This is a genomic window from Actinomyces sp. HMSC065F12 (genome assembly GCF_001814535.1).
In the GTDB taxonomy this organism is placed as follows: Bacteria; Actinomycetota; Actinomycetes; order Actinomycetales; family Actinomycetaceae; genus Pauljensenia; species Pauljensenia radingae_A.
Genome location: NZ_KV817030.1, coordinates 221,469 through 235,191, shown reverse-complemented (window position 1 = coordinate 235,191; position 13,723 = coordinate 221,469). Strand labels below are relative to the sequence as shown.

The window sequence follows — 13,723 nt, the reverse complement described above, 5'->3', positions numbered from 1 at the left end:
CATGGGCAACGATGTTGGAGCGCTGTCACTGGCGCTGTCGCTTATGGTCTGGATCGCGATCGCCATGTGGCTGAACCGCGCAGGATGGCGCGTTCAGCGTCGCTACTTCACCACCATCAACATGAGGCCCATGAATCGCATGACGGTGGTATGGGTCTGTGCCCTCACCGGCATGGTCACCCTGCTTGCCGCGCATGCCTCACCGATGGCGCCCGCGATCGTCACTCTTGCGATGATCGGGCCTCTGAGCGCGTTCGTTGACGCCAAGACCCATAAGTTGCCCACGCGTTACACCCTCGTTCTTGCTGGGGGTGCCATCATCGGCATCGCGTCAGTCATTTTCTGCAGCGAGTACGCTCAACAGGTCAACGACACGTGGTGGATCTCCATGATCGGCGGAATGGTGATGTGGACTCTGCCCTTGTGGCTGTCAGCGAAGATTTCGCACGGAGCAGGCTACGGTGACGTCAAACTTGCGCCGGTGCTGGGTGCACTGACAGGTATCCCCGGATGGGCATGCACGTTGGGTGGTCTGGTCATCTGTTTTGTGGGAGCGGGCATCGCAGCGGTGTGGGCGATCATTGCGCTGGGAGCTCATGGCCGCACCCGCGTCGCTCTGGGCCCGTGGCTCATTGGCGGAGCAGCGCTGGCACTGGTCCTGTGGGAGATCATCCCGTCCTGGCAGATACCTGCGTGAGGCACACGGTAGTGGAATGAGATGCTTCGACGTCGCTCAATGTGACACACTCGGAGCATGCTCAGATGGATCACCGCTGGAGAATCACATGGCCCGGCTCTTGTCGCGACCCTGGATGGACTACCCGCCGGCATCACATGCACGACGCAGACCATCACGCAGGCATTGGCTCGCCGCCGCCTTGGATACGGACGAGGCGCACGTCAACGCTTCGAACAAGACGTCGTGCACATTCTGTCCGGTATTCGTCACGGCACCACCCTCGGATCTCCGATCGCCGTGACCATCGAGAACACAGAATGGCCCAAGTGGGAAACCGTCATGAGTGCGGATCCGGTGGATCCCGACGCATTGCTCGTCAATGCCGGAACCGGCGATGAGCGCGAAGTTGCCCGCAATAAACGCCTGACTCGGCCTCGTCCAGGACACGCTGATCTGCCAGGAATGCTGTCGTACGGCCACGAGGATGCCCGGAATATCCTCGAGCGCGCTTCTGCGCGCGAAACTGCCGCTCGGGTCGCTTTGGGAGCTATTGCCGAGGAATATTTGCGCCAGGTTGCCGGAATTGAACTGGTCAGCCACGTCGTTGCTGTCGGAGACCGCTATGTTGGCTCCACCACGCTTCCGACTCCGCGCGAAACCCAGGCCCTTGATAAGTCGCCCGTACGTACCCTGGATCCGCAGGCTGAACAGGAATTCACGGAGGCGATTGATAAGGCTCAAGGCAACGGTGACACGATCGGTGGTATTGCTGAAGTCATCGCCTACAACGTTCCGATCGGAATCGGCACGCATGTCAGTGCTGACCAACGCCTGGATACCCAGCTTGCCGGTGCGCTCATGTCCATCCAGTCCGTCAAGGCCGTCGAAATCGGTGACGGCTTCCTGCAGGCACGCATGCCTGGGTCAACCGCACATGATGAAATAGTTCATGCCGACGACGGCCACCTGACCCGAACTTCCAACCATGCGGGCGGCATTGAGGGCGGGACCAGCAACGGGCAGCCGATTATTGTGCGCGCAGGCTTCAAACCGATTTCCACGGTGCCGCACTCGTTGCGAACCGTGGATATGGCAACCGGTGAGGATGCGCAGGCACTGCATCAGCGCTCCGACACGTGTCAGGTTGTCCCCGGAGCAGTCATCGCGCAGGCGATGGTCGCCCTCGTCATGGCTCGGGCGCTTCAATCACATGCGGGCGGGAATTCACTGGAAGAATGCAGGCGCAATCTGCGAGCCTACTTGGCCGCTATCGAGACGCGCGCATGAGCGCGATCCCCGCACATCTGCCGATTTTCCTGGTCGGACTGCCGGGGGCAGGCAAGACCCGCGTCGCACGGCTGTTGTCTGAACGCCTCGGAGTGCCGTGCGAAGATACTGATGAGATTGTTGTGCGCACCCAGGGTCGTCCCGTCACTGATATCTTCAGGGACGAGGGCGAAGCAGCTTTCCGTGAATATGAACGTCAGGCGATCGAATTGGTCTTGAACCACCGTTCGGTGATCTCACTGGGCGGGGGAGCTGTGACCTCGCCTCAGGTGCGGCAACTGCTGAAAGGTCAGACCGTTGTTTTTATCGACGCGGACCACGATGAACTGGTGCGCCGGACCTCGGGCAAGAATCATCGTCCGCTCCTGGCAGGTGATGCCGATGCTGCTTTACGCAGACTACGCAGTGAACGCGCAGGCTACTACGATGAAGTGGCGACCATACGTGTGACCTCGGATTCAGGTCCAGTGGAGCGTGTTGTGGAGGACATCATGATGACGTTCAGTGACGTGACGACACTGACAGTGGACGGACCTGCTCCCTATGACGTCCTGATCGGACACTCGCTTGTGCCACAGGTGTTGACCCACTACGTTCCCGGCGGGTCACGCACCCTCATTGTGCACCCACCGGCAGTGGCCGAGTACGTCGACCAGATCGCTGACAACCTGACGCGCCAAGGTGTTGAGGTGGCCGTCATGGAACATCCAGATGGCGAAAGCGGAAAAACCTCTGCGGTCGCGGAAGTTGGGTGGCAGGCAGCAGCTGAAGCTCACATTGGCAGACGAGACACCGTGATTGGGATTGGCGGGGGAGCAACCACTGACCTGGCAGGTTTCATCGCCGCCACCTGGCTGCGCGGAGTGGACGTGATCCAGATCCCGACGACGCTCCTGGGCATGGTCGATGCAGCGGTGGGAGGCAAGACCGGTATCAATACGCCGGCCGGCAAGAACCTCGTGGGATCATTTCACACGCCGCGCGTTGTGATCGAGGACGTCGCGCTGCTGGACACGCTGCCGAGCCAGCAGATGCGCTCAGCGATGGGCGAGGTCATCAAGTGCGGTTTCATCGCAGACCGCGCGATCATTGACCTGATTCGTGACCACATCGAAGACACTGCTGTGCTGATCGATCCGCACGGACTCTACCTGCGAGAACTGGTGGAGCGTTCCGTTGCCGTCAAGGTGCGTGTTGTCAGTTCCGACCTCAAGGAATCCGGTATGCGCGAAATTCTTAACTATGGCCACACCCTCGCGCATGCCATTGAGCGGCAGGAAAACTTCACGTGGCGACATGGTGACGCTGTGGCCGTCGGCTGCATCTTTGCCGCCGAACTCGCCCACGCCCGCGGCATGCTCACTGACGAGGATGTCCAGCTTCACCGCGACCTGTTCAGCGCGTTTGACTTGCCTGTGTCCTACAGCGGTGCGCGCCTCGACGACCTTGTCCAGATCATGAAGCTGGATAAGAAAGTGCGCAACGGCGAACTCAGGTTCGTCCTTTTGGACGGTAGTGGCCATCCGGTTGTGCAGGTGGTTGATCCTGAGCAGCTGCGCATTCCAGCGAGCAAGGTAGGCATTCATGCTGACTGAGAGTGGACCGAGTGTCGTCCTTATTGGAGTGACAGGATCGGGTAAGACGACGGTGGGACGGCTCTTGGCTGACCGTCTGGGATTGCGTCTCATGGAGACAGACGACGTGGTCTCACGTGACCTGGATTTGTCCATCCACCAGCTGATTGTGAGCCGCGATCCGCGCCTGGAAGACGCGCAGCGGCGTACAGCTCTTCGTCTGCTCAGCCCAGACGGCCAGGCACGTGGTCAGATCGTCACCCTCAGCGCATCGTTGCCGACAGATGAAGGGGTGCGTGCCGCACTGCTCAAAGCACGCAGCAACGGCACAACCGTAGTGGAGCTGGCTGCCACCCCTGCAGAGATCGCACGCCGAGAGAATATGGGTGCCCCTCGGTCAGTCGCCCTGGGCGCTCCGCGCGCGATGATGACGCAGATGATGAAAGAACTGCGGGAATCATATGCGCCACTGGTTGACGTGAGTGTGAACACGGTTGGGGTCAGTCCCGCTGACGTGGTGAGGAATATTGCTCAATCGTTGTAAGATAGCGGGCGATTAGGTTTTGTCGAGAGTGAAGGAATGCACGTGGCTACTACAAATGATCTGAAGAACGGCCTGGTGATGGTGATTGACGGCCAGCTGTGGCAGGTTGTCGAATTCCAGCACGTCAAGCCCGGTAAAGGCCCTGCATTCGTTCGCACGAAGATCCGCAACGTGATGTCCGGCAAGACCGTCGACAAGACGTTCAACGCAGGCGTCAAGATCGAAACAGCCACTGTGGATCGCCGCGACATGACCTACCTGTACCAAGATGGCGATGACTACGTCTTCATGGATCAGGAAACCTACGAGCAGATCATGGTGCCGCGCGAAACTGTGGGCGACGCAGTGAACTACATGGTGGAAAACCAGGATGTCATCGTCTCCCAGCACGACGGCCAGGTTCTCTTCATTGACCTGCCGGCAACTGTGACACTGACTATTACGCACACCGAGCCCGGCCTTCAGGGTGACCGCTCCTCGGCAGGCACCAAGCCGGCGACGCTCGAAACCGGCTATGAAATCCAGGTTCCTCTGTACATGGAGGAAGGAAGCCGCATCAAGGTTGACACCCGCACCGGCACATACTCCGGACGAGTCACTGACTGACCGTGTCCGCTTTCGCTTTCACTGCCCGCACCAAGGCCCGCAAGCGCGCAGCCGACGTCATTTACGAGGCCGACCAACGCGGTATGGGTCGCAACCCGGAAGTTCTGCGCGACCTTCTGCGTGAGCGGCGTGTCGTTACCGCAGCGCAGACACCGCTACCGGAATACTCTCTGCAGATTATCGAGGGCGTGGCAGAGCGCCTGCACGACATCGATACATTGCTGCGTCAACACGCAAAAGTGCACGGTCTGGATCGGATGCCGGCCGTTGACCTGGCCGTGCTGCGCGTTGCAGTGTGGGAACTGCTTGTGAACGAGGACGACGTTCCTCCGCTGGTTGTCATTGACGAGGCGGTGTCGATCGTGAAGTCCATTTCGACTGATGATTCGCCTGCTTTTGTCAATGCCGTGCTCGATGCGATTCGGCGTGACCTCGAGACGCCATCGTGGACGCGTGAGCGCGTGATGGACGAGCCTGCACGTCCTGACGAGCCTGACCCGGACAGCGGCAGCGAAGCTGACACGCAGAATCCGAGCTTTGCTGATGTTGAAAAGCAGCATCCAAGCCTTGCGGATGTTGAAAATATGAATATGGATGAGCTTGACGAGCTCTTGTCGGACTACTGAGCCTGGAGGCCGCTTCCACTAAACGGGAGCGGCCTTCACGTATGTAATGTCACCTCGGCGCGCCCGCCGACAGACGCGCGAGTGCGGTACTCTAAAAACCGGAACGATCAACCTTTAAGGTCCGTCCTGTGAGGCGGGGAAGGGAGGTCCACTGTGGGCCAGTCATATCCACAATCAACCGAGCGAGATGCCCGGGGCAAAGAAGTCCTGGGAGGTGATGACATCGCTCGTTCCCTGACCCGAATCGCCTACGAGATCATCGAACGCAACAAGGGTGCACGTGGCCTTGTCATTGCGGGAATTCCTACACGCGGTGAATACCTCGCCCGCCGCCTCATTGAACGGATCAAGGAAGTCTCTGGCGAGCAAGCCGATCTGGCGATCATTGACACCACCATGTTCCGCGATGACCTCCATCGTCATCCCATCCGCACACCCCACCCGAGCAGTATCCCTGCCGGCGGGATCGATGCGCGCGTGGTTGTCCTCGTCGATGACGTGCTGTATACCGGACGCACGATCAAAGCGGCGCTGGATGCCCTTGGATCACTGGGACGTGCAGATTCTGTACAACTGGCCATCCTCGTCGATCGCGGACACCGTGAGCTGCCAATCCGCCCCGACTTTGTCGGCAAGAACCTGCCGACCTCGCGTGAGGAAACAGTCAAGATTCTCCTGACTGAAACCGATGGGAAAGACGCCGTCATTCTGGGAGGACACAGCTGATGACTTTCTCGCACCTGCTCAGTATTCGCGACCTGACCCGCGAAGATGCCATCGACATCCTCGACACTGCCGAAGCAATGGCGGCCACGCAGTCCCAGCGAGTCAAGAAATTGCCGACACTGTTGGGACGCACCGTCGTTGACCTGTTCTTCGAAGACTCCACGCGCACACGCTGGTCGTTTGAGACGGCTGCGAAACGCCTGTCCGCCGATGTCATCACCTTCCAGTCCAAAGGATCATCGGTCGCCAAAGGTGAAACCCTCAAAGATACGGCCTTGACGCTGCAGGCAATGGGCGCAGATGCCGTCGTGATCCGGCACCCCTCATCGGGCGCGGCTCACCGCCTCGCTCACGCGGGCTGGATCGACCTGCCCGTCATCAACGCAGGCGATGGCACTCACCAGCATCCCACCCAGGCGCTGCTCGATGCGATGACGCTGCGTCGCCACTTCAAGCGTGACGTGAGCGACCCGTCCGTCAACCCTGTTCCTGCGGGCACGGATCTGGCGGGCGCACGCGTGACAATCGTGGGCGATGTTCTGCATTCGCGTGTGGCGCGTTCCAACGTTGACCTGCTGAGCCTGCTGGGTGCGCACGTGACCCTGGTGGCACCGCCCACATTGCTGCCGATGGGTGTGGAGCAGTGGGCCTGCGACATTGACTACGATCTTGATCATGCGATCGACGAGGCTCCCGATGCGCTCATGATGTTGCGCGTCCAGCGTGAACGCATGAGCGGTGCCGGTGGAGGATTCTTCCCGTCACCGGGTGAATATCACGATGCCTACGGCCTGGACGTGCACCGCTATGCGCGTCTGAGCGACCACTGCATCATCATGCACCCCGGCCCCATGAACCGCGGCCTCGAAATCTGCGCAGAAGCGGCCGATTCGCCGCGATCCGTTGTTGTTGAACAAGTTGCCAATGGCGTGAGCGTCCGTATGGCGGCTCTGTACATGCTGCTTGCCCCGGAAGGAACCCACCGTGACTGATCACCCCACTCAACTGCTCATCACCGGACTCAACATCGAAGGAGACGGTCAGACCGACCTGCTCATCGAAGACGGAGTCATCATTGCCGAGGGCGACCAGGCTCGCGTCGATGGCGCCCACGCACACACGCTGGATGCAGACGGGCTCATTGCACTGCCCGGACTGGTAGACCTCCACACGCACCTGCGTCAGCCAGGCAAACAAGACGCCGAAACCGTCGAATCAGCCTCCCGCGCTGCGGCGGCAGGCGGCTTCACCTGCGTGCACGCCATGGCGAACACGTTACCCGTAGCCGACACAGCATCGGCAGTTGAACAGATCTGGTGGATGGGCCAGGAAATCGGATTGACCGAGGTACGCCCCGTCGGCGCCGTCACGAAAGCTCTTGAAGGCAAACACATGGCCGCACTGGGCGCGATGGCGAACTCGCGCGCTCAGGTTCGTGTCTTTTCAGATGACGGCAAGTGCGTGTCGGACCCGGTGCTCATGCGCCGCGCTCTCGAATACGTCAAGTCCTTTGGCGGAGTAGTCGCCCAGCACGCGCAGGATCCTGGACTGACCGAGGGCTCCCAGATGAATGAGTCAGAACTGTCCGGTGAGCTGGGCATGACCGGCTGGCCTGCAGTGGCAGAAGAGTCCGTGATTGCGCGCGATATTCTGCTGGCTCAGCACGTGGGATCTCGCCTGCATGTGTGTCACGTGTCGACCAAAGGATCGGTGGAACTGATCCGCTGGGGTAAGCGCATGGGTGTCAATGTGACAGCCGAAGCGACCCCGCACCACCTATTCCTGACGGAGGACCTGGCTGCCACCTACGATCCGATCTATAAAGTCAACCCGCCGCTGCGCTCACGAGAAGATGTGGACGCGGTGCGTGAAGGCCTGGCCGACGGCACGATTGACATCGTCGCAACGGATCATGCGCCGCACAACATGGAAGAAAAAGACTGCGAATGGCAAGCCGGCGCATTCGGCATGCTTGGACTGGAAACGGCGCTGCCCATCATTATCGAAACGATGGTGAAGCCCGGACTGATGGACTGGCACGACGTGGCCCGCGTCCTGTCACGCACCCCGGCGCGCATCGGCTTGGTTGACCATCAGGGGCTGTCTCTCACCGTCGGTAACCCCGCGAATATCACGCTGGTCGATCCGACCGTGCGTGTGCGCGTCAACCGCTCTGACTTGCATTCACGCTCCGTCAACACGCCGTATGACGGAATGGATGTCACAGGTCGGATCATTCATACGATCTTCAACGGGAAGGTCACCGTCCGTGACGGTGCTTTGGCGGCAGAAGGGACCGCACAATGACCACACACGATGATCTGGCCTTGCTCGTCCTCGAAGATGGGCGCATTTTCCGTGGACGTGCGTGGGGAGCGCGTGGCCGCACATTGGGTGAAGTCGTCTTCGCCACGTCAATGACGGGGTACCAGGAAACATTGACGGATCCGTCCTATCATCAGCAGATTGTCGTCATGACCAGCCCACATATCGGCAATACCGGCGTCAATTCGGAGGACTCCGAATCCTCACAGATCTGGGTCGCCGGATTCGTGGTGCGTGACCCGGCCCGTCGCGCGTCCAACTGGCGTGCCTCAGGAGAGTTGGAAGAAGAACTGATCCGCCAGGACATCGTCGGAATCGCAGATGTCGACACGCGAGCCATTACACGCCACATCCGCTCTCACGGTGCGATGCGCGGGGGGATCTTCTCCGGCACCGCGCTGCCTGCAGGTGCCGAGTACATGAGCGAGTATGTGTGTGAGTCACTGGTACGCATCGTGCAGGACCAGCCTCACATGGCCGGTTCATCGCTTTCACAGGCGGTGTCAACGTCGCACACGTACGTGGTGCCGGCAGCAGAAGACGGAGCCGACAATCACAAACGCGTCGTGGCAGTGGATCTGGGCATCAAATCACGTACACCCGAGCAGCTCGCGGCACGGGGTGTTGACGTCTACGTCGTGCCCCAGGACATCACCGCCGGTGAGATCCTCGAACTCGAACCTGACGGCGTATTCTTCTCCAACGGTCCGGGTGACCCCTCAACCGCCGAGCACCAGATTGGTGTGCTCCGCGCCATCTTGGACCAGGGGATTCCCTTCTTTGGCATCTGCTTTGGCCATCAGCTTTTCGGCCGAGCTCTGGGATTTGGCACTTACAAGCTGGAATTTGGTCACCGGGGGGTCAACCAGCCAGTGCGCGATGAGCGCAGCGGACGAGTGGAGATTACCTCCCACAACCACGGTTTCGCCGTGGACGTGCCAGTCGGTGAGCCGGTAGTTGCTCCCTTCGACAAGGGACGGTACGGACGAGTTGAGGTCAGCCACATTGACCTCAATGATCGAGTGGTGGAAGGCTTACGCGCCCTCGACATTCCAGCATTCTCCGTCCAGTTCCACCCCGAGGCGGCGGCCGGTCCCCACGATGGGGAACACCTCTTCGACCAGTTTCTTTCCATGCTGAGCCACGATAAGGAGGATGCTTCCGATGCCTCAGCGCACTGATCTGAAATCCGTCCTCGTCATTGGTTCAGGCCCGATCGTCATCGGTCAGGCATGCGAATTTGACTACTCCGGGACGCAGGCCTGCCGTGTCCTGAAAGAAGAGGGCCTGCGGGTCATCCTCGTTAACTCGAACCCCGCAACCATCATGACCGATCCGGCGATGGCGGATGCGACATATGTGGAACCGTTGACCTGCGAAGTGGTCACCTCCATCATTGAAAAGGAACGACCCGATGCGTTACTGCCCACCCTGGGTGGCCAGACCGCCCTCAACCTCGCCGTTGAACTGGCAGAAAAAGGCGTACTCGAGCATTACGGCGTTGAACTGATCGGCGCCTCCATCGAGGCGATCCAGGCTGGTGAAAACCGTGAGACGTTCAAGGAAATCGTGGCGCGCTGCGGAGCTGAAGTTGCACGCTCAACCATTGCGCACACGCTGGAAGATTGCCATGCTGCTGCCGAAGAGCTCGGCTATCCGCTGGTAGTGCGTCCCTCGTTCACCATGGGCGGTCTGGGTTCGGGTATTGCGTTCACACCCGACGACCTTGACCGCATCGCTGGCGCAGGCCTCGAAGCGTCCATGACCACCGAAGTTCTGCTGGAAGAGTCCATCCTGGGATGGAAAGAATACGAGCTGGAACTGATGCGCGACGCCGCCGATAACGTGGTGGTTGTCTGTTCGATTGAAAATGTTGACCCTGTGGGCGTGCATACCGGCGATTCGATCACGGTTGCTCCGGCTCTGACCCTGACCGACCGTGAACTCCAGCGGCTGCGCGATATTGCGATCGCCGTGATCCGTGAAGTCGGCGTGGATACGGGTGGCTGCAACATTCAGTTCGCTGTGCACCCGCAGAGCGGGCGCATCATCGTCATCGAGATGAATCCGCGCGTCTCACGCTCTTCAGCTCTGGCCTCCAAGGCAACCGGTTTCCCGATCGCGAAGATCGCGGCACGTTTGGCCACTGGCTTCACCCTCGATGAGATTCGCAACGACATTACAGGCTCCACGCCGGCCTCGTTTGAACCGACGTTGGACTACGTGGTGGTGAAGGTTCCACGATTCACTTTCGAGAAGTTCCCTGAAGCCGATGAGACGCTGACGACATCCATGAAGGCCGTGGGCGAAGCAATGGCGATTGGGCGCAACTTCACCGAAGCCCTCAATAAGGCGCTACGGTCCCTCGACAAGGCGGGCGTACAGTTCCACTGGGACGGCGCCGATCCGACACCGGCAGATGTCGAGGACCTGCTCACCCGCATCGCCACCCCGACCGAGCACCGATTCGTTCAGGTCCAACAAGCCCTGCGCGGGGGTGCAACCCTGGAACAGGTATGCGAAGCAACCGGCATTGACCCGTGGTTCATCGACCAGATCATGCTGATCAACGAGGTCGCCCGCAGCGTCAGGAACGCGCCGGCGCTGACTCCGGACGTGCTCACCGCGGCCAAGCGGCACGGCTTTTCGGATCGACAGATCGCGGTATTGCGTAGCCTGACCGAAGAAACTGTGCGCCAGGTTCGCCACGCCTTCAACATCCACCCGGTGTTCAAGACAGTCGACACGTGCGCAGCCGAATTCGCGGCACGCACCCCGTACCATTACTCCTCCTACGATGAGGAAACGGAAGTTACTCCACGCAGTCGCGAAGCAGTGATGATTCTGGGTGCTGGGCCGAACCGAATTGGTCAGGGTCTTGAGTTCGATTACTCGTGTGTGCACGCAGCATTCGCACTGCAGGATACCTACGACACGATTATGGTCAACTGCAACCCAGAGACTGTGTCGACCGATTATGACATCTCAGATCGTCTCTATTTCGAGCCGCTGACCCTGGAAGACGTCATTGAAATCTACCGGGCAGAATGCGAGGCTGGTCCCGTTAAGGGTGTGTTGGTCCAGCTGGGTGGACAAACGCCACTGTCACTGGCCTCCGACTTGGAAGCGGCAGGTGTGCCGATTCTGGGAACTACACCCTCGTCGATTGCGCTGGCGGAGGATCGCGAAGCCTTTGGTCATATTCTCAGCGAGGTGGAGCTGCCCGCACCTGCCCACGATATTGCGCACACGCCGGCGCAGGCTTTGGGTGTGGCGCAGGCGGTTGGATACCCGGTCCTGGTGCGCCCCTCGTTCGTGCTTGGCGGGCGCGGAATGGCGGTCATTAACGATGCGGACGCCCTGCGCGCCTACCTCGACCGCCCCGACATTGACGAGCTGTTCACCTCAGGTCCGCTCCTGATCGATCGGTTCCTTGACGACGCCATTGAAATTGACGTTGATGCGCTCTACGACGGCACCGAGTTGTTCATGGGCGCAGTGATGGAACACATCGAGGAAGCGGGCGTCCACTCGGGCGATTCGGCGTGTGTGCTGCCACCCATGTCACTGTCGGAGCGGGAAGTTGCCCGCATTACAGCTTCGACGGAAGCACTCGCCAGCCAGATCGGAGTGCGCGGCCTGATCAACGTCCAGTTCGCGCTCATGTCGAACGTTCTGTACGTGATCGAGGCCAACCCGCGTGCCTCGCGTACGGTGCCGTTTGCATCGAAGGCGACAGGCGTTCCGCTGGCGCAGGCGGCAGCCCGCATCCAGATCGGCGCATCGATCCGGCAGCTCGTCGACGAGGGTGTCCTGCCCGCTGTTGACTCTCGGATCATCAATATGAATGCTCCCATTGCCGTGAAGGAAGCGGTATTGCCGTTCTCACGATTCCGCCGCGCTGACGGCGGGGTAGTGGACACAATTCTGGGTCCGGAGATGCGGTCGACCGGTGAAGTGATGGGAATTGACTGGCGTTTCCCGGCAGCCTACGCCAAGTCTCAAACTGGCGCGTACGGCGAGTTGCCAACGGATGGCACAGTGTTTATTTCGGTTGCTGACGGTGATAAGCGTGCCATGATTCTGCCGGTCGTGCGTCTGGCTGAATTGGGTTTCCACATCTTGGCAACGGAAGGCACTGCCTCAGTTCTGAGGCGCAACGGCGTGGATGCGCACATTGTGCGCAAGGGTTCTGACGGTCCTGGCCCCGACGGGGAACCGACCATTATTGACCTGATTCGTGACGGATTTGTCGACATGGTGGTGAACACGCCCCAGCGTTCGGCGCATCGCCAGGATGGCTTCATGATTCGAGCAGGGGCAACCGCAAACAACCGCACGATCATCACGACGCTGCAGGCATTCAGTGCCGCTGTTCAGGCAATCGACGTGCGCTTGGGTGGCACATATGACGTGTGTTCACTTCAGCGATGGGATGAGTTGCGTGCGCATGGAAACGAGAGCGGTGAAGACAAGTGAGCACAGCAGGTTTTGGTGATCGTCTGTGGGATCTGATGCGCCAGCGAGGCCCGCTGTGTGTGGGCATTGATCCCCATCCGGCGCTGCTTGATCAGTGGGGGCTGGAACGCAGCGCGCAGGGTATGCGCGAATTTTCGATGCGGGTTGTTGATGCCCTGGGCGATCATGTTGCTGCCTTTAAACCCCAAAGTGCACTGTTCGAGCAGTACGGCTCTGCCGGCGTAGCTGTCCTGGAAGAAGTGATCGCCCGCTGCGGCGACACGGATGCGGTATGCATTGTGGATGCGAAGCGTGGTGACATCGGATCCACGATGGATGCGTATGCGGCAGCATATCTGGGGGAGGGGTCACCGCTTGCCGGCGATGCACTGACCGTCAGTCCGTATCTGGGTGTCGGAGCGCTGGCACCTGCCTACGAGCAGGCACAACAATCCGGACATGGTGTGTTCACACTGGCCCTGACATCGAATCCCGATGGTCACGGCATTCAGCATGCGACGGTGGACAATGCTCACAGCGTTGCAGGGCTTATCATCAGCGAGGTCAACACCCTCAACACAAAATGTGATTTCCAACACATTGGTCCGTTTGGTTTGGTGATTGGAGCAACGATTCAGTCGGCGTTAACCGACCTGCACATCAACATTGAGGATTTCACAGGTCCAATCCTGTCTCCAGGAGTTGGCGCGCAGGGTGCCGGATCGGAACAGGTCAGAGATGTTTTTGGACGTGCTGTCGATCGAGTGCTGGCGTCTTCGTCCAGGCAGATCTTACGCTGCGGTCCGGAAAAAGACCGTTTGGTTGGTGCCGTGAAGGAGATCTGTGACTCTTTGAGGTTCCAGTGACACGGAGTCGATGACACGCCTCGAATTCCCTC

At 59.9% G+C, this 13,723-nt stretch carries 12 protein-coding genes; all 12 read left to right on the top strand.

What is annotated here, in order from left to right; genetic code table 11:
* Window position 1: 1 nt before the first annotated feature.
* The 12 genes from HMPREF2975_RS09605 to pyrF all read left to right on the top strand — a co-directional run bounded on the left by HMPREF2975_RS09605 (window position 2) and on the right by pyrF (window position 13,691).
* Entirely contained in the window at window positions 2-697 is a 696-nt protein-coding gene (locus HMPREF2975_RS09605; RefSeq protein WP_157843506.1) for a prepilin peptidase, read from the top strand.
* A gap of 57 nt (window positions 698-754) precedes the next feature.
* Window positions 755-1,966: a chorismate synthase gene (gene aroC / locus HMPREF2975_RS09600; RefSeq protein ID WP_070727324.1), complete on the top strand. Its 1,212-nt coding sequence runs from the start codon at window positions 755-757 to the stop codon at window positions 1,964-1,966.
* Window positions 1,963-3,561 carry a 3-dehydroquinate synthase gene (gene aroB / locus HMPREF2975_RS09595; protein ID WP_070727322.1) on the top strand — a complete coding sequence of 533 codons (1,599 nt, stop codon included), beginning with the start codon at window positions 1,963-1,965 and terminating at the stop codon, window positions 3,559-3,561. Before aroC ends, aroB begins: the two co-directional genes overlap by 4 nt.
* Complete coding sequence (locus HMPREF2975_RS09590; protein ID WP_058236797.1) at window positions 3,551-4,084, top strand: shikimate kinase; 534 nt, start codon at window positions 3,551-3,553, stop codon at window positions 4,082-4,084. Before aroB ends, HMPREF2975_RS09590 begins: the two co-directional genes overlap by 11 nt.
* A gap of 42 nt (window positions 4,085-4,126) precedes the next feature.
* Window positions 4,127-4,690, top strand: coding sequence for an elongation factor P (gene efp / locus HMPREF2975_RS09585; protein WP_058236796.1), 564 nt, complete (start codon window positions 4,127-4,129; stop codon window positions 4,688-4,690).
* Window positions 4,691-4,692: 2 nt separating this feature from the next.
* The gene (gene nusB / locus HMPREF2975_RS09580; RefSeq protein WP_070727321.1) at window positions 4,693-5,316 is read left to right on the top strand and encodes a transcription antitermination factor NusB; all 624 of its coding nucleotides are present in this window, start codon (window positions 4,693-4,695) and stop codon (window positions 5,314-5,316) included.
* A gap of 153 nt (window positions 5,317-5,469) precedes the next feature.
* Window positions 5,470-6,042 carry a bifunctional pyr operon transcriptional regulator/uracil phosphoribosyltransferase PyrR gene (pyrR, locus tag HMPREF2975_RS09575; protein ID WP_070727319.1) on the top strand — a complete coding sequence of 191 codons (573 nt, stop codon included), beginning with the start codon at window positions 5,470-5,472 and terminating at the stop codon, window positions 6,040-6,042.
* Entirely contained in the window at window positions 6,042-7,034 is a 993-nt protein-coding gene (locus HMPREF2975_RS09570; protein ID WP_058236793.1) for an aspartate carbamoyltransferase catalytic subunit, read from the top strand. The genes pyrR and HMPREF2975_RS09570 overlap by 1 nt, the downstream gene beginning before the upstream one ends.
* Complete coding sequence (locus HMPREF2975_RS09565; protein ID WP_070727318.1) at window positions 7,027-8,349, top strand: dihydroorotase; 1,323 nt, start codon at window positions 7,027-7,029, stop codon at window positions 8,347-8,349. Before HMPREF2975_RS09570 ends, HMPREF2975_RS09565 begins: the two co-directional genes overlap by 8 nt.
* Window positions 8,346-9,548, top strand: coding sequence for a glutamine-hydrolyzing carbamoyl-phosphate synthase small subunit (gene carA / locus HMPREF2975_RS09560; RefSeq protein ID WP_070727314.1), 1,203 nt, complete (start codon window positions 8,346-8,348; stop codon window positions 9,546-9,548). Before HMPREF2975_RS09565 ends, carA begins: the two co-directional genes overlap by 4 nt.
* Window positions 9,532-12,846: a carbamoyl-phosphate synthase large subunit gene (gene carB / locus HMPREF2975_RS09555; RefSeq protein WP_070727312.1), complete on the top strand. Its 3,315-nt coding sequence runs from the start codon at window positions 9,532-9,534 to the stop codon at window positions 12,844-12,846. Before carA ends, carB begins: the two co-directional genes overlap by 17 nt.
* Window positions 12,843-13,691 (top strand): orotidine-5'-phosphate decarboxylase, encoded by an 849-nt coding sequence (gene pyrF, locus HMPREF2975_RS09550; RefSeq protein ID WP_070727309.1) that lies wholly within the window; start codon window positions 12,843-12,845, stop codon window positions 13,689-13,691. The genes carB and pyrF overlap by 4 nt, the downstream gene beginning before the upstream one ends.
* Window positions 13,692-13,723 lie beyond the last annotated feature (32 nt).